At 69.0% G+C, this 16,647-nt stretch carries 15 protein-coding genes; 10 read left to right on the plus strand and 5 right to left on the minus strand.

Annotated elements, in window-relative coordinates; translation table 11 throughout:
• Positions 1-135: 135 nt before the first annotated feature.
• From IEX18_RS09040 to IEX18_RS09050, 3 genes are all read left to right on the plus strand, one after another.
• Entirely contained in the window at positions 136-1,050 is a 915-nt protein-coding gene (locus tag IEX18_RS09040; protein ID WP_188658382.1) for a sulfite exporter TauE/SafE family protein, read from the plus strand.
• A gap of 41 nt (positions 1,051-1,091) precedes the next feature.
• The gene (locus tag IEX18_RS09045; protein WP_188658668.1) at positions 1,092-1,811 is read left to right on the plus strand and encodes a TIGR02186 family protein; all 720 of its coding nucleotides are present in this window, start codon (positions 1,092-1,094) and stop codon (positions 1,809-1,811) included.
• Between the two features lie 78 nt (positions 1,812-1,889).
• Positions 1,890-3,533, plus strand: coding sequence for an ATP-binding protein (locus tag IEX18_RS09050; protein ID WP_188658388.1), 1,644 nt, complete (start codon positions 1,890-1,892; stop codon positions 3,531-3,533).
• An 84-nt stretch (positions 3,534-3,617) separates the two neighbouring features.
• Here IEX18_RS09050 and IEX18_RS09055 read toward each other — a convergent pair whose 3' ends face one another.
• Both IEX18_RS09055 and IEX18_RS09060 read right to left on the minus strand, forming a co-directional pair.
• Positions 3,618-4,334: a choice-of-anchor K domain-containing protein gene (locus tag IEX18_RS09055; protein ID WP_188658390.1), complete on the minus strand. Its 717-nt coding sequence runs from the start codon at positions 4,332-4,334 to the stop codon at positions 3,618-3,620.
• 724 nt (positions 4,335-5,058) lie between these two features.
• Complete coding sequence (locus tag IEX18_RS09060) at positions 5,059-6,534, minus strand: M23 family metallopeptidase (protein ID WP_188658392.1); 1,476 nt, start codon at positions 6,532-6,534, stop codon at positions 5,059-5,061.
• A gap of 206 nt (positions 6,535-6,740) precedes the next feature.
• Here IEX18_RS09060 and IEX18_RS09065 point away from each other — a divergent pair, with 206 nt between their 5' ends.
• From IEX18_RS09065 to IEX18_RS09085, 5 genes are all read left to right on the plus strand, one after another.
• Entirely contained in the window at positions 6,741-9,227 is a 2,487-nt protein-coding gene (locus IEX18_RS09065; RefSeq protein WP_188658393.1) for a helicase-related protein, read from the plus strand.
• The gene (locus IEX18_RS09070) at positions 9,220-9,543 is read left to right on the plus strand and encodes an RNA-binding S4 domain-containing protein (protein WP_229664468.1); all 324 of its coding nucleotides are present in this window, start codon (positions 9,220-9,222) and stop codon (positions 9,541-9,543) included. The genes IEX18_RS09065 and IEX18_RS09070 overlap by 8 nt, the downstream gene beginning before the upstream one ends.
• A 52-nt stretch (positions 9,544-9,595) precedes the next feature.
• Positions 9,596-9,937, plus strand: a complete 342-nt coding sequence (gene fdxA, locus IEX18_RS09075) for a ferredoxin FdxA (protein WP_188658394.1) — start codon at positions 9,596-9,598, stop codon at positions 9,935-9,937.
• A gap of 211 nt (positions 9,938-10,148) precedes the next feature.
• The gene (locus IEX18_RS09080) at positions 10,149-10,682 is read left to right on the plus strand and encodes a CarD family transcriptional regulator (protein ID WP_188658396.1); all 534 of its coding nucleotides are present in this window, start codon (positions 10,149-10,151) and stop codon (positions 10,680-10,682) included.
• A 319-nt stretch (positions 10,683-11,001) separates the two neighbouring features.
• A complete protein-coding gene (locus IEX18_RS09085; RefSeq protein ID WP_188658398.1) occupies positions 11,002-11,736 on the plus strand; it encodes a head GIN domain-containing protein in 735 nt (244 codons plus the stop codon).
• A gap of 148 nt (positions 11,737-11,884) precedes the next feature.
• Here the strand turns inward: IEX18_RS09085 and IEX18_RS09090 are convergent, their stop codons facing one another.
• Together IEX18_RS09090 and rpoZ are read right to left on the minus strand one after the other, a co-directional pair.
• Positions 11,885-13,036 carry a calcium:cation antiporter gene (locus tag IEX18_RS09090; protein ID WP_229664469.1) on the minus strand — a complete coding sequence of 384 codons (1,152 nt, stop codon included), beginning with the start codon at positions 13,034-13,036 and terminating at the stop codon, positions 11,885-11,887.
• Between the two features lie 347 nt (positions 13,037-13,383).
• Complete coding sequence (rpoZ, locus tag IEX18_RS09095) at positions 13,384-13,728, minus strand: DNA-directed RNA polymerase subunit omega (RefSeq protein ID WP_188658399.1); 345 nt, start codon at positions 13,726-13,728, stop codon at positions 13,384-13,386.
• Positions 13,729-13,860: 132 nt separating this feature from the next.
• On the opposite strand from rpoZ, the gene IEX18_RS09100 reads away from it, so the two are divergent.
• Positions 13,861-15,069, plus strand: coding sequence for a phospholipase D-like domain-containing protein (locus tag IEX18_RS09100; protein ID WP_188658401.1), 1,209 nt, complete (start codon positions 13,861-13,863; stop codon positions 15,067-15,069).
• Between the two features lie 137 nt (positions 15,070-15,206).
• Here the strand turns inward: IEX18_RS09100 and IEX18_RS09105 are convergent, their stop codons facing one another.
• Positions 15,207-15,815, minus strand: coding sequence for a class I SAM-dependent methyltransferase (locus IEX18_RS09105; protein ID WP_188658403.1), 609 nt, complete (start codon positions 15,813-15,815; stop codon positions 15,207-15,209).
• Between the two features lie 207 nt (positions 15,816-16,022).
• On the opposite strand from IEX18_RS09105, the gene IEX18_RS09110 reads away from it, so the two are divergent.
• Positions 16,023-16,346 carry an antibiotic biosynthesis monooxygenase family protein gene (locus IEX18_RS09110; protein WP_188658404.1) on the plus strand — a complete coding sequence of 108 codons (324 nt, stop codon included), beginning with the start codon at positions 16,023-16,025 and terminating at the stop codon, positions 16,344-16,346.
• The last annotated feature ends 301 nt before the right edge of the window (positions 16,347-16,647 follow it).

A 16,647-nucleotide genomic window follows, 5' to 3' on the forward strand; every position in this document is an offset into this window, starting at 1 on the left:
GCGCGCGGTTTTCTTACACCTTCTCGCGTGCGTACCTCGGGCCCGGCGGATCGGTCTCCGCCGGGCTCATTTTTCCGCGCGGGTCCGGGTGCCCGCGAGTGGCATCGGGCAGCGAAGCTGGGTAGGACGACGCGCGTGGACCTGTACCTTCCCGTCGCCAACCTGTCGGTCAACGCGCTGGTGATCGTGCTGCTCGGCGGCGGCGTCGGGCTGCTGTCGGGGATGTTCGGGGTCGGCGGCGGCTTCCTGACCACGCCGCTGCTGATCGTCTACGGCATCCCGCCGACCGTCGCCGCCGCGTCCAGCGCCAGCCAGGTGACGGGGGCGAGCGTGTCGGGCGTGTTCGCGCATGTCCGCCGCGGCGGGGTCGACTTCAAGATGGGCGGGGTGCTGGTCGCGGGCGGGATCGTCGGCACCTTTGCCGGCGCGTGGCTGTTCCGCCTGCTCCAGGCGCTCGGCCAGATCGATACGGTGATCGCGATCGTCTATGTCGTCATGCTCGGCTGGATCGGCGGGGTGATGGCGAAGGAGGCGCTGACCGCGATCGTCCGCCGCCGGCGCGGACAGCCACCCAGGGCGCGCAAGCGGCGGCATCACCCGCTCGTCGCCGCCCTGCCCTTCCGCACCCGCTTCTACGCCTCGGGCCTGTACATCTCGCCGCTCGCGCCGCTGCTGCTCGGCTTCATGACCGGCGTGCTGACCATGCTGCTGGGGATCGGCGGCGGGTTCATCCTGGTGCCGGCGATGATCTACGTGATCGGCATGGCGACGGGCGTGGTGGTCGGCACCAGCCTGTTCCAGACGCTGTTCGTCACCGCGGTCGCGACGCTGGTCCATGCCACCACCACCCGCGCGGTCGATATCGTGCTCGCCGCGCTGCTGCTGGTCGGGTCGGTCACAGGCGCGCAGATCGGGGCGCGGCTGGCGACCAAGATCCGCCCAGAATATCTGCGGCTGGCGCTGGCGCTGATGGTGCTGGCGGTGGGCTCGCGCATCTTCCTGGGGCTGGTCTGGCGACCCGAGGAGATCTTCACGGTGACGCTGTCGTGAGGCGCGCCGCCGCCCTGCTGGCGGTCGCCGCGCCGCTGACCATGGGACAGGCCAAGCCCGTGCTGGTGCCCGACGTGTCGCAGCGCGCGATCGAGATCGCCTACAGCTTCACCGGCGCCGACCTGTTGCTGTTCGGTGCGATCCTCTATCCTGGCGGGCAGGTGCCGGCGGGCGAGAAGCCAGCCGACATCGTCGTCGTCGTGCGCGGTCCGACCCAGTCGATCCTGCTGCGCGAGAAAGAGAAGGTCGCCGGCATCTGGGTGAATGCGGCGAGCGCCCGCTACCGCTCCGCCCCCAGCTTCTACGCGATCGCCTCTTCGCGGCCGATCCAGACGATCGTCGACGAGCGGCAGCGCGCGATCTACGAGCTGGGCGTCGACAGCCTGCAGCTCTCCCCCGTCTCGACCGCGCCGGCGGACGTGCAGGCGCGGTTCGGCCAGGGGCTGGTCGAGCTGAAGACGCGCGCGGGCCTCTATGTCGAGAATCCGCGCGCGGTGGAGATCACAGACGGCGTTCTCTACCGGGCGCGCGTCACCATCCCCGCGCGCGTGCCGGTGGGGCGGTTTACCGCCGAGACCTTCCTGATCCGCGACGGCCGCGTGCTGGCCGCGGCGGTGCGCGACATCGACATCCGCAAGTCCGGGTTCGAGCGGTTCGTCGCCCGGGCCGCGCAGCGCGCCGGCCTGCTCTACGGACTGGTCGCGGTGGCCCTGTCGGTGGGGCTGGGCTGGATCGCCGGCACGATCGCGCGCCGGGTCTGATCCCGGGCGTCGGCCGATACGCTAAATTTACCCCCGGGCCCTAGGCCGGTCGCGGCAAGCGGCGGGTGGAGCGTAGCGATGACTCAGATGTACGGGGCCGAGGTGTTCGCGGCCGATCGACCGCTCGGCATGATCGCACCGGTCGGCCATGTACTGAGCGTCGGCGGCGGGGGAAGCCGCGTGCTGCTCGACCGCTCGGCGATGGCCGCGATCGCCGACGATCGCGATCCGGTCGCCGCCGCTGCCGGGCAGCTCGGCAGCCAGCTGAAGATGCGGGTGGGCGGCACCTGGCTGATCGCGAGCGTGCGGTCGGTGACGCTCGAGGATGCGGCGGGCACGCTGGTCTCGGCCGAGATCGACTTTCTCGGCGAGGGCGACGAGGAGCGGCTGACCGGCAAGATCTTCGGCTTCCGCCGCGGCGTGACCCGCCATCCGATGCCCGGCGCCGAGGTCTATCCGGTCACCACCGCGGAGCTGCACCAGATCTACGCCGCCGACGAGCGCCCGCATATCCAGATCGGCACCGTCTATCCGACCGCCGGCATCCGCGCCGCACTCCATATCGATGCGCTGCTGGGCAAGCACTTCGCGCTGGTCGGATCGACCGGCACCGGCAAGTCGACCGCCGCGGCGCTGATCCTCCACCGCATCTGCGACCTGGCCCCGCAGGGCCATGTGGTGATGATCGATCCGCACGGCGAATATGCCGCCGCGTTTCGCGGCAACGGCGCGATCTACGACGTCAACAACCTCCAGATGCCGTACTGGCTGATGAACTTCGAGGAACATTGCGAAGTGTTCCTGACCACCAGCGGCTCGGCACGGCAGATGGATGCCGACATCCTCGCCAAATGCCTGCTGGCCGCCAAGGCGAAGAGCCGGCTGGGGCAGGATATCGGCAAGCTGACCGTCGACGCGCCCATCCCCTATCTGCTGTCGGACCTGACCCAGATCATCGCCGCGGAAATGGGCAAGCTCGACCGCGCCAGCGACACCGCGCCCTATCTGCGGCTCAAGGCGAAGATCGACGAGATGAAGTCCGACCCGCGCTACGGATTCATGTTCTCCGGCATGCTGGTGGCGGACACGATGGCGGGCTTCCTCGCCCGGATCTTCCGCATGAACGGCGACGGCAAGCCGATCTCGATCGTCGACGTGTCGGGCGTACCGTCGGACATCACCGCGGTGGTGGTGGCGGTGCTGAGCCGGATGACCTTCGACTATGCCATCTGGTCGCGAAACGAGCCGCAGCGGCCGATCCTGCTCGTCTGCGAGGAGGCGCATCGCTACATCCCCGCGCACGAAAGCGCGACCGCGGTCGGCCGGGTGCTGGGCCGGATCGCCAAGGAAGGGCGCAAATACGGCGTCGCGCTCGGCCTCGTCACGCAGCGCCCGTCCGACCTGGCCGAGGGGGTGCTGTCGCAGTGCGGCACGATCATCTCGATGCGGCTCAACAACGATCGCGACCAGGCCTTCGTCAAGGCGGCGATGCCCGAGGGCGCGCGCGGCTTCCTCGATGCGATCCCCGCGCTGCGCAACCGCGAGTGCATCATCTGCGGCGAGGGCGTGTCGATCCCGGTCCGCGTCGTCTTCGACCCGCTGGAGGAAAGCCGGCGGCCGGCCTCCGCCGATCCGCTTTTCTCGCGGCTATGGCAGGATGCCGGCGGCGAGGAGGAAATCCTGGAGCGGACGATCAAGCGCTGGCGGGCGCAGGGGCGATAAGCGCCACCCTCCGCGTCGCCCATCGCGAACGGGCCACCGGCGTCCGCCGGTGACCCGCCCGTCACAATCGTCGGCGCAAGCGGATCAGGCGATCGCGGCCTTGGTGCTGCGGCGGCGGTAGCGCGTGGCCGCGCCGACCATGCCGAAGCCGACCAGCATCATCGCCCAGGTCGCCGGTTCCGGCACCGCCGTCAGCACGCCGTAGACGTCGGCGGTGGCGGTGCCGTTCTCGCGGACGTGGAACTCGCGCGAGGTCGAGTTCAGGTAGCCGTCGCCCTTGACGTTGGCGAAGCCGCGCAACTCGAAGGCATAGGACTGGCCGTTGGCGGTGAAGTTCGCGGTGCTCTGCAGCGAGGGCAGATAGATGTAGTCGGCGTTCTCGTCATCCGTTCCGGTGTTCGGCGTGCTCTTCAGGCCCAGCGCGAAGCTCTTGGTCAACAGGCCGAGGGCGGGATCGGTGAAGTTGATGGAGAGATTGAAGGTCAGGCCGGTCAATTCGGTGCCGTTCAGGATCGTGCCGTTGTAATAGGTCAGCGAGCCGATGGTGAACTGCTGCCCCAAAGCGGCCGCGAAGGGCGAATTGCTCTTGAAGCTCAGGCTGTTCGCCTTGAAATCCTTGTTCACGTCGGTGGCGGCGGTCCCCCAGGTCACATTGGCGGTGCCGATACCGGTCGTCACGCCGGTGCTCGGCTGCGGGTTGGTGAAGGTGGCGCTGGTGGTGCCGCTGACGGTGTTGGCAGCAAGGGCGGGCGAGGCGAAAACGGCAGCACCAAGGGCTGCCGCAAGGGCGAGATTGCGCATGAAATTTCTCCTGGGCGGAAGGACTTCGACGATCAGCCGGCCGTTACCGGTAGCGTCGGATGACCTGATATCGGTCATCTTCGGTTCAGGTAACCGTAAACCCAGTCTCTTTTTGGAACCAACAAGACGTTAATTCGTTGTGACGCATCAATTGCGAAGGCATTGCAGCCACTTGCCGGATCACGTCGGCGGGCGGGATAGCGCCGTTTCAGCGGCATTTTTTCATTTTGCCTAAAACTTCAACTACTTAACGTAGTTCATAGCACGTCGGCATGATCGTGCCGAGTGGCACGGAATCTGCAATACTATTAAGCCCGCGTTTTCGCCCGTTCGTGCTGTGATGCCGCTGCAGTAGCAAGCATCGACAGCGCCGACATGTCGGCTGCTCGATTTCGATGCTGTATTCCCGTTACAAAATGCCGCTCATCGTCCGACTCGGAAAGAAAAGGGGTCGCCGGGACAGACCGGCGACCCTGAGGAAGGTTCTGAAGGTGCAAGCCTCGACTCAGGAGGTTCCGGAAGATGCTTGCGCCACGAACTTGATAGCTCCGCGGCGTGCAGAGTAACCAGTGTTACCTTAGCGTCAATTTGGCACAGCCTGCGCACCATTGACTTGTTGGTCGTAGCATCAACAACTTACGGGCCTCTGTCACGGCCTGATGACGGTGGCCGGCGGATCCGTCTGGATTCTAGCGCCTGAGAAGACGAAGCGACTCCCGGCGGATCAGCGACCCACGTGCAGCCCGGCGAGCTCCGCGACACGGCGCTTGAACGCCGCGAGGTTTCCGCCCGACAGGCGCGCGACGCTGGCGAAGGAGATGGAGCGCGGATTGACCGACTGGCCGTTCTTCCACACTTCCCAGTGAAGGTGTGGGCCGGTCGACAAGCCGGTCGAGCCGACATAGCCGATCACCTGCCCTTGCCGCACCTGCTGGCCGCCGCGCACCGCGATGCGGCTCATATGGCCATAGCCGCTCGCCAGGCCGCCGGGATGGTTGAGCTTGACGAAATTGCCATAGCCCGCATTGCGCCCGGCGCTGGCGACGGTGCCGTCGCGCGCGGCGAGGATCGGCGTGCCATAGGGGGCGGCGATGTCCATCCCCTTGTGCATGCGCAGGAAACCGAGCAGCGGATGCATGCGCATGCCGAAATTGCTGGTGACGCGCCCGGCCACGGGCATGCCCATATTGCCCCGCCGCTCGACCTGGCCGGCGGCATCGAACCAGTCGGGCTGGCGCTCGCCGGCCGCGGTCCAGTGGACGAGGCGCAGCTTGCGTCGCCCCTGGTCGAGCCCGGCATAGAGCAGCTCGCCGAGGCGCACCTCGCCGGTCGCGGCGCGATCCTGCTCGATGACGAGGTCGAAGGTGTCGGCGGAGGCGACATCGCGGCCGATCGACAGGCGGGTCGCGATCGCCTTGATATAGGCCTCGACCGCATGGGCGGGCGCGCCGGCGGCGCGGGCGGAGCGGTAGAGGCTGGAGCCGACCAGACCCTGGAGGCGGAGCGGGGTATGGTCGATCGCGATCGGCTTGCGCTCGAGCGACAGGCTGCCGTCGGCCGCGCGGGCGACGGTGACGGCGAGGTCGAAGCGCGCGCGCAGCGACAGCTGCTCGAGCGGGCGCGGCATGGTGCGGCTCGGCCGCCGGCCCAGGGTCAGCGCGATGCGGGTGCCCGAGGGGATATCGGACAGGCTGGCGGCGTCGCCGACCAGCCGCGCCGCGGCGCCAGCGTCGGTGCGCCCCACCCCGGCGCGCTCCAGCGCGCGGCTGAAGCTGTCGCCGTCGCCCAGCGTCGCGGTCAGCTCGATCAGCGGGCGCTCGGGCGCTTCGGCGAGGGGGCGGACGAAGTCGGTGGCGGCGGCCATGCGGCGGCCGGTGCCGGCGCCCAGGCCGAGCGGCGCGACGCCGAGCGTCCGCGCCTCGTCCCAGTCGCTGCCCGCGAGCGGTGCGGGCACGGCCCCGACCAGCGACCGGTCGAGGCCCGGCGACAGCATCCAGGTCGCGGCGCACAGCGCCGAACAGGTCGCCACCCCGCGCCACCAGTGGCGGGTGCCGATCTGCGTGCCGAGGTCGGGAACCCAGTCGATCGTCGCGGCGCGGGCGCGCCAGTCGGTCGGGGCAGGCGGGGTGGCGAGCCGGCCGAAGCCGCGCATGCTGGTGCCACCGGCAAGCTCCAGGCCCTGATCGTTCTTCAGAAACACGTCGGCGACGCTCTTGTTGTTGATCGAATGGCCGCCGATCCCCCCGGCGATGGCGGGAATGCTTGTGAAGCCAAGGTGCTAAAGTCAAATTAAGCAGGCATGCGCGGCGGCTTCGCTGCGACCAGAGGTGGCGCGCCCGCGCCGATCCGCCGATCGCGACCGACAGGTTATTGCGCCGGGGCCTGCAAATGCCGATGTTCATCGCCATGACCAGCCGCGCTTCCGGCAGCGTGACCGCCGTTCTGGGGCCCACCAACACGGGCAAGACGCATCTGGCGGTGGAGCGGATGTGCGCGCATTCGAGCGGCATCATCGGCTTTCCGCTGCGCCTGCTCGCGCGCGAGGTCTATGACCGCGTCGTCGCGATCAAGGGCGCGGACCGGGTGGCGCTGGTGACCGGCGAGGAGAAGATCGTTCCGCCCGACGCGCGCTGGTTCCTCTGCACCGCCGAGAGCATGCCCGACCAGGAGGCGGCCTTCGTCGCGCTCGACGAGGCGCAGCTGGGCGCGGACGCCGAACGCGGCCATGTCTTCACCGATCGCCTGCTGCGCACCCGCGGGCGCGAGGAGACGATGATCCTGGGATCGGAGGCGTTGCGGCCGATGATCCGCGAGCTGGTGCCCGAGGCGGAGATCGTCGGCCGGCCGCGCTTCTCGACGCTGACCTATGCCGGCGCCAAGAAGATCAGCCGGCTGCCCAAGCGCTCGGCGATCGTCGCGTTCAGCGCCGAGGAGGTCTATGCCGTCGCGGAGATGCTGCGCCGGCTGCGCGGGGGCGCGGCGGTGGTGATGGGCGCGCTGTCCCCCCGCACCCGCAACGCGCAGGTGGCGATGTTCCAGGCGGGCGAGGTCGACTATCTCGTCGCGACCGACGCGATCGGCATGGGCCTCAACATGGACGTCGCGCACGTCGCCTTTGCCGGGCTGCACAAGTTCGACGGCCGGCGCCGCCGCCGGCTGACCGTGGCGGAGATGGCGCAGATCGCGGGCCGCGCCGGGCGGCACCAGCGCGACGGCACCTTCGGCGCGATCGCCGAGGAGGGGCCGGACGCCTTCCTGCCCGAAGAGATCCTGGCGATCGAGGAGCATCGCTTCCCGCGGCTGGAGCATCTGTTCTGGCGCGACGGCGCCCCCGACCTGTCGACCGTCGATGCGCTGATCGCCTCGCTGGAGGCGCCGCCGCCGGCCGGGGTACTGCGCGCCGCGCCGCAGGCGACCGATCTTGCGGTGCTCAAGCGCCTGGCCGACGAGCCCTGGGTGCGCGACCGGCTGCGCGGGCGCGGCATGGTGGCGCGGCTCTGGGCGGCGTGCGGCATCCCGGACTTCCGCAAGCTGGGGCTCGACCCCCATGCGCGCTTCGTCGAGCGGGTGTTCCGGCATTTGTCCGAGGGCCATGGCCATATCCCGCACCAGTGGTTCGCCGACGAGATCGCGCGGCTCGACACGGTGGCGGGCGATGTCGAGACGCTGGCCGGGCGGCTGTCGGCGATCCGCAGCTGGGCCTATATCGCGCAGCGGCGCGACTGGCTGGCCGACCCGGCGCACTGGGCGGACCGCACCCGCGCGATCGAGGAGCGGCTGTCGGACGGGCTCCATGCCAGCCTGACCCAGCGTTTCGTCGACAAGCGCACCACGGCGCTGATCCGCCGCATCGGCGCCGATGCCGGGGCGCTGCCGGTCACCGTCGGGCCCGAGGGCGAGGTGACGGTGGAAGACCAGCCGATCGGCCGGCTGGAGGGCTTTCGCTTCGCGGTCGAGCCGGGCGCCCGCGCGGCCGACAAGCGCCTGCTGCTCGCCGCCGCCGAGAAGCGGCTGGGCGGCGAGCGGGCGAAGCGCGCGGACGCGCTGATCGACGCGCCCGATGCCGATTTCACGCTGATTGACGGTGCGATCCTGTGGGGCGGGCACCGGGTCGGCATGCTGGCGCCGGGCATTGCGCTGGCCCGACCGCGGATCGTGGCCGACCGCGACCTCGACTGTCTCGACAAGGACAGGCGGTCGGCGGTGGCCGAGCGGCTGGCGCGGTGGCTGACGGCGACGGTGGCGCGGCGCGCGCCGGTGCTGGCGGCGCTGGCCGACGCCGCGCGCGACCCCCGGGCGACCGCCGGATTCCGCAGCATCGCCGCGGCGCTCGAGACGGCGGGCGGGATCGCGCCGCGCCGGCCGCTGGCGGCCGCGCTCGATGCCTTGCCGCCGGAGGAGCGGCGGCGGCTGCGGACGATGGGGATCGTCGTCGGCACGCTCGACATGTTCGACCCGCGCCTGATGAAGCCGGCCGCGGCGGAGCTGCGCCGCGCGCTGATGGCGGTGCGGGGCCAGTCGGTGGCGCCGGCGCGGGACGGTGCGACGGTGCTGGCGCGCGGCGAGGATGGCGCGGTGGTCGCGTCCGGCTTCCGACCGATCGGCGCGCAGGCGGTGCGGGTGGACCTGGTCGAGCGGATCGCGCGCGCGGCCCATGATGCGCGCAGCGGGCGCGCGCCCTTTGCCCCCGATCCGGCGCTCGCCACCTCGATGGGGCTGGAAGCGGAGACGATCGCGCGGTTGATGGCGGAACTGGGCTTCCAGCGGCTGAAAGGGGACGCGGCGCAATGGTCGTGGCGCGGCCGGCCGCCGGCGCGCGCGGGCGCGAGCCCAGCGCCTGCGCGGCCGGGCAACGCCTTTGCCGGCCTGTCCGAGCTGATCGGCCATGGCTGACGGATCGGCCCTTGGCGCCGCCGCCTCGATGCGGCTCGACCGGTTCCTGTGGTGGGCACGGCTCGCGCGGACGCGCACGGCGGCGCAGACTCTGGCGGAGGACGGCCGGCTGCGCCTCGACGGCCGGCTGATCGATCGCGCGCATGTCGCGGTGCGGCCCGGGAACATCCTGACCTATGTCGCGCATGGCGGGCGGGTGCGGGTGCTGCGGGTCGAGGCCCTGCCCCGCCGGCGCGGGCCGCCGGCCGAGGCGCAGCTGTGTTACATCGATCTGCAACAAGCTGCTAACGTGTCGCAGCAAGGCGAGCTTGATTGACGCGCCGGCCATGCCCGCATAGCAGCGCGGCCAGACGTTCCCGGAGCCTGTTATGACCTACGTCGTCACCGACGCATGTATTCGCTGCAAATATATGGACTGCGTCGAGGTATGCCCGGTCGACTGCTTCTATGAAGGCGAGAACATGCTCGTCATCAACCCGTCGGAGTGTATCGACTGCGGCGTGTGCGAGCCCGAATGTCCGGCCGAGGCGATCCTGCCGGACACCGAGAACGGGCTGGAGAAGTGGCTGGAGCTCAACACCACCTTCTCCGCGCAATGGCCGAACGTGACGCGCAAGCTCGACCAGACACCGCCCGATGCGGATGCGATGAAGGGCGTGGAGAACAAGTATGAGCAGTTCTTCTCGCCGGAGCCGGGCAAGGGCGACTGATCGACGTTAGGGAAAGCTTGGTCTTTCCCCGGCATCGATCGCAGGCTGCCCGACGCGCGCGGCGAATCGCCGCGCCGCTGGTAATTTTGTTGCGGACGTGTTAAATGCGAATCCGGCAGGGCCGCCCGCGTGCGCCCCGTCTGTTTGCATTCCCGTAACCGGTCCCCGGCGTTCCAGTCGGCGGCACCGGCGTTCCGATGAAAGGCCCATCATGGCTGCCAAGGCGCTGTTCTTCGACGTCGGCGATTATGTTGTCTATCCCAAGCACGGTGTCGGTCGGGTGATCGAACTGCAGAAGCAGGAAATCGCCGGCACGAGCCTCGAACTCTACGTCCTCCGGTTCGAGAAGGAGCGCATGACGCTGCGCGTCCCGACCAACAAGGCGGAAAGCGTCGGCATGCGCAAGCTGTCGTCGGACAAGACGATGCGCGAGGCGATGGAGACGCTGAAGGGCAAGCCGAAGGTCAAGCGCACCATGTGGTCGCGCCGCGCGCAGGAATATGAGGCGAAGATCAACTCCGGCGACCTCGTCTCGATCGCCGAGGTGACCCGCGACCTCTTCCGCGCGGACGACCAGCCCGAGCAGAGCTATTCGGAGCGGCAGATCTTCGAGGCCGCGTGCAGCCGCCTCGCCCGCGAACTGGCCGCGATGGAAGAGATCGACGAGCCGCGCGCGCAGGAGAAGATCCTCGAGATCCTCCGCGCCGCCGCAGCGATCTACAACAAGGACAAGGCGGTCGCCTGATCGGGCGGATCACCGGTTCGATGAAGGGGGCGGTCCTGCGGGGCCGCCCTTTTCATTTGGGGCTGAGTGAGTGAGTGACTGTCCGCCCGCACCGCCCCCCGGCCCCCGCGTCACCCCTCCGTTCGTGCTGAGCTTGTCGAAGCACTGCCTTTCTTCCTCTCCAAAGGAACACGGGAGAGAGAACAAGACCAGTGCTTCGACAGGCTCAGCACGAACGGGAAGAGGGTCGCGCACGAACCGCCTCCATCACCTGCCCCTTTCCCATTGCGAACCCCACCGCGGCGTGTATTATAACACCAACACACAACGGGAGGCCCGCATGATCCGTCGTTACATCGCCCTGCCGCTGCTCGCGCTGATCGCCGTGCCCGTGGCCGCCTGTTCCATGTCGTGGGGCGATGGCGACGGCGAAGGGGTCGCCGGCCAGGGCTCGGGCAACGAGCGCACCTATGCGGTCGCCGATTTCGACCAGATCGGCCTCGGCGCGGCGGGGGATGTCGAGGTGCGCACCGGCGGCAGCTATTCGGTCAAGGCGATGGGCGACCCCGACCAGCTCGACAAGATCGTCGTCGAGCGCGACGGCAAGACGCTGAAGCTGCGGCGGAAGAAGGGGATGAGCTGGGGCAGCGGCAAGGTCCGGTTCCTCGTCACCATGCCCAGGATTGAGGGGGCGGATATCGGCGGATCGGGGACGATCACGGTCGACAAGGTGTCGGGCGGATCGTTCGAGGGCAATATCGGCGGATCGGGCCGGCTGGACCTGCGCCAGGTCGCGGTCGACAAGCTCGAATTCGCGATCGGCGGCTCGGGCGAGATCGCGGCGGCGGGCACCGCCAGGTCGGTGGAGGTGTCGATCGGCGGCTCGGGCAAGGTGCGCCTCCAGCCGCTGCGCGCCGAGACCGGCGAGGTGACGATCGCCGGCGCGGGCGACGTGCAGGCGACGATCACCCGCACGGCGGAGGTCACGATCATGGGATCGGGCGACGTGACGATCGGCGGGGGCGCGAAGTGCTCGGTGACCAAGATGGGCGGCGGCCGCGTCAATTGCGGCTGACCCGCCGCGTCGGCCTTTGCGGCCCGATCCATTTGGTCAGAAGCGTCGCCCCAGCGCAGGCTGGGGCCTCCTGCGGCTCCTGCCTCGTGCTCTAACCGGGAGATCCCAGACTTCGCCGGGATAACGCCGGATCAGTCTGAATCCCGCCCTACGGCACGACGGTGACGAACAGATAGACCGCGAAGATGACGAGGTGCACCGCCCCGCCGAGCACGGTGGTGCGCCCGTTGCCGAGCGTCAGCGTGATGGTGAAGAGCGACAGCACCAGCAGCGTCATCTGCTTGGCGCCGATGCCGAGTGCCAGCGGCAGGCCGAGGAACAGCGACACGACCGCGACCGAGGGGATGGTCAGGCCGATCGTCGCCAGGGCCGAGCCGAGCGCGAGGTTGAGGCTGGTCTGGAGCCGGTTGCGCTTCGCCGCGCGATAGGCGGCGAGGCTTTCGGGCGCGAGGACGAGCGCGGCGATGACCACGCCGACGATGGCGAGCGGCAGCCCGGCCGACAGGATCGCGCTCTCGACCTTGGCGGACAGGCCCTTGGCGAGCAGCACCACCGCGACCAGCGCCACCACCAGCACGCCGAGCGCCGCCAGCGTGGCGCGGTCGCCGGGCGGCTCGGCATGCGCCTCGCCCGGCAGATCCTCCTCGGCGGGCAGGAAATATTCGCGGTGGCGGACGGTCTGCACCATCACGAAGGTGCCGTAGAGGATCAGGCTGACGACCGCGACCATCACCAGCTGCGACGGGGAATAGAGCGGGCCCGGCGCGCTGGAGACGTAGTTGGGCAGGACCAGCGACAGGACCGCCATCGCAGCGAGCACGTTGAGCGCCGCGCTCGCGCCGCGCAGCGAGAAGCGCTGCTCGCCATGGCGGACGCCGCCGGCCAGCAGGCACAGGCCGACGATCCCGTTGAGGATGATCATGATCGCCGCGAACACCGTGTCGCGCGCGAGGGCGGAGGCATCGCCGGCGTCGGACAGCATCAGGCTGACGATCAGCGATACCTCGATCACGGTGACGGCGACCGCCAGGATCAGCGTGCCGAAGGGCTCGCCGACGCGATGGGCGACGACCTCGGCGTGATGGACCGCCGCCAGGACGCTGCCGATCAGCACGACGATCGCGGCGACCATACCGATGGTGTTGAGCGCGTAGAGCGAGGTGACCACCGCCACGATCCCCGCCGCGGGGAAGAGCATCGTCCACCAGGGCAGGACCGGCCGGCGCAGCAGCGCACGCTTGGTGTCGGGCGGCACGATCGCGTCATCGTGCTCGGCGGGGCGCGTAGCGTCGGTCTGCATGGCAAGGGGAATGCGCGAGCGGGGCCATGGGTTGCGCCAGGGCGCGGGCGCGGCGGGCTGTAGCTCCGTCGCGTCGGGCTGTTCTCAGCCCGCACGGTACCCTTCCGCCAGTTCTTCCATCTTCCCTGCGATGGCGAGAGCTTTACGAAGGACACCTCGTCATGCCGGGCCTGTTCCGGCATCCCCCGCGCGACAAGCGAGCAAGCGCTTGATCTTGCGAAGGCATCGGATCGAACGGATCGACCCGGCGGCTTCCAGAACCAGAAACATCCCCCACAAACAAGCGCCGCGGCAAGGCCGCGGCGTCCACATCTGTCCAGTCCGGCCCTGCGCCGGACCCGGTCCGGTCAGCCCTCGTAGTCGGCGCCCAGATTCTGGTTCCGGGGCGGGGCCGCCGCGGTCAGGCGGAGTGCCTCGGCCGCGCCGGACAGCGAGCCGACCGCATCGACCTCGTCATCGTCGTCGATCTGGACGCGCTGGAGGCTGGCGACCACCGAATCCTCGAGATGCGCCGGATGCACCGTCTCCTCGGCGATCTCGCGCAGCGCGACGACGGGGTTCTTGTCGCGATCGCGGTCGAGCGTCAGCTCGGCGCCGCCCGAAATCTGCCGGGCGCGCTGCGCCGCGAACAATACCAGATCGAACCGGTTGGAAACCTTGTCGACGCAATCCTCGACGGTGACGCGCGCCATGCCGTGTCCTTGATAAGCACCAATGGTGGGATTGACGGGAGCTAGCGGAAGCCGCGCCGAAAAGCAAGGTTTGCGTCGCGGCGACCCTCGCGGGCTGGATCGCACGGCTCCGCCGCGCGTATCATCGGAACCATGTTGTCGCTCGCGCGCCTGCCCGACCCCGTCCCGCCCGCCGCTGCCGAGGAGCAGCCGGTGTTCGTCGTCGCGGGCAATCGGCTGACGTTGCTCGACACCGGACCGCGCCGGCTGGAGGCGCTGATCGCCCTGATCGAGGGCGCGACCCGCTCGTTGCGGATCCTCTACTATATCTACGCCGACGACGCGACCGGCCGGCGGGTCAACGCCGCGCTCGCCGCCGCCGCCAGGCGCGGCGTGCGCGTGGCGCTGGTGATCGACGGGTTCGGCAGCGACGACACGCCCGAGGACTTTTTCGACGAGGTCGTCGCCGCCGGCGTCGACCTGTGCCGCTTCGCCCCGCGCTTCGGCCGGCGCTACCTGTTGCGCAATCACCAGAAGCTGGCGCTGGCCGATGCCGAGGGGCCTGCGCCGCGGATCATCATCGGCGGCTTCAACGTCGAGGACGATTATTTCGGCACCGCCGCCGATCAGGCGTGGCGCGATCTCGGCCTGCTCGTCGAGGGGCCGGCGGCGACGCGGATGCGCGGCTATTTCGACACGCTGCGCGCCGGTATCGAGGGGCGCGCGCTGCGGGTCCGACCGCTCAACAAGACGCTCGCACGCTTCAGCGAGGAAGACGGGCCGCTGCGCTGGCTGATCGGCGGACCGACGCGCAAGCTGTCGCCCTGGGCCCGAGCGCTACGTCGCGACCTGGAACAGGGCCGCTGCATCGACATGATTGCCGGCTATTTCACCCCCAGCCCGCTGCTGCTGCGACGGATCGAGAAGGCGGGTCGTGCCAGCCAGCGGGTGCGCGTCGTGACGGCCGCCCGGTCGGACAACAATGCCACGATCGCCGCCGCACGCTTCACCTATGCGGGCCTGCTCCGGCGCGGGGTGCGGATCTTCGAATATCAGCCGACCAAGCTCCACACCAAGCTCTACGTGGTCGACGATGCCGTCCATATCGGCTCGGCCAATTTCGACATGCGCAGCCTGTTCATCAATCTGGAGCTGATGCTCCGGATCGAGGACGCCGCCTTCGCGGCGCATGTCCGCCGCTATGTCGATGGCGAGGTGGCGCGGTCGGAGGAGATCGATGCCGCCGGCTATCGGGCGCGCACCGGCTGGTGGCAGCGGGCCAAGCAGTTCGGCGCCTATGTCCTGCTCGCCTTCGTCGATCCGGGCCTGTCGCGCGGCCTCAATTTCGGGATCGACGATTAGGTCGAAATTGCGGGAGATTGCCCCGTCGGAGCGGAGCGAAGTCGAAGCACAGGCGGGTCTCAGGCCCTTCGACGGCACTCGGGGCGAACGGTCAGAGGGCGGGTCGACCTGATGTCATCCAGTTCGAGGCCGGCCCGTCAGTCCTTCCAGCCCCAGTAGAGCTGCGCCGGCGGGACGTTCCACCATTCCATCGCATGGTCGATCCGCTGCCAGTGCGGGACCAGGAAGTCCTTCACCTTGGGGCTGAACTGATAGACGAGGAAGGCGCCGCCCGGGCGCAGCGCCTGATGCGTCGCCGCGGCGATCGCAGGGCCGACGCCGGCGGGCAGGGTGGAGAAGGGCAGGCCCGACAGGATATAGTCGGCATGATCGAAACCGCGCTCGCCGATGATCCGCTGCACGTCGGCCGCCGACCCCTCGACCGCCTGAAACCGCGAATCGACGATCGTCGCGTCGAGATAGCGGATGAAGTCCGCATTGGTGTCGATCGCGATCAGCGTCGCATCGGGGGCCATCCGCTCCAGGATCGGCCGGCAGAAGGTGCCGACGCCCGGCCCATATTCCACGAACAGCTTGCAGTTCGCCCAGTCGACCGGCCCCAGCATCTTGCGGATCAGCTTGTCCGACGAGGGGATGATCGATCCGACCATCACCGGGTGCTTGAGGAAACCCTGAAAGAACATCTGCGCCGGAGAGGGAATGCCAGCGGGGCGGGCACGGCGGGCAGCAGAGCTGGAAGTGGCCATGAAAGGTCCTGTCGATCGTGGTCCCCACACGAACGGCGAGGTCTGCCTCTCCGTCGCACAACTCCCAAACGGGTTTCAAGCCGGCGAGTTTCATATCCGTGACCGGACGCTGCGCACGGATGACGGTTTCGCGACGAATGGAGGGGCGTACTGTCGACGAAGGACAAGCCGATCTATGGGTGCAGAGGCGAGGGGGAAGTTTCCGACATGACTCAGGATGGGCCCGGCGAGATCGCGGTGATCTTCCGTTCGCAACGCAACGGGACCGATCCGGCAGGCTATGCCGCCGCGGCCGCGGCGATGGAGGTGCGCGCGGCGGCCATGCCCGGCTATCGCGGGATCGAGAGCGTCCGCGATGCCGAGGGCGTCGGCATCACCATCAGCTGGTGGGCCGACGAGGCCGCCGCGATCGCGTGGCGCGACGACCCGGCGCACGCCGCGGTGCGCGAGCGGGGGCGGGCGCTATGGTATGACAGGTACGAGGTGACGGTGGCGCAGGTAACGCGCGGCTATCGCTGGGTGCGGGGGTAGGGTTCATTAGAGCAAGATGACTTGAGGTTGACCCACCTCTCACCGTTCGCCCTGAGCGCAGTCGAAGGGCCTGAGACGTAAGCTGTGCTTCGACTTCGCTCAGCACGAACGGGTCGGTGTCATGTTATCCAACTCGAGCGCCCACTGTTCCCCGATCTTTGTGAAAGCCGCGATAGCGCGCTCTCCCACTCGTCATCCCGGACGTGTTCCGGGATCCACTGCTCCGCGAAATCAAAGGGATGTGCGTTTGCGGCGCCGTGGATGCCGGAACAATTTCGGCATGACGACGGGCTTTGCGTAA

This window comes from Sphingomonas metalli (genome assembly GCF_014641735.1).
Lineage (GTDB): Bacteria > Pseudomonadota > Alphaproteobacteria > Sphingomonadales > Sphingomonadaceae > Sphingomonas > Sphingomonas metalli.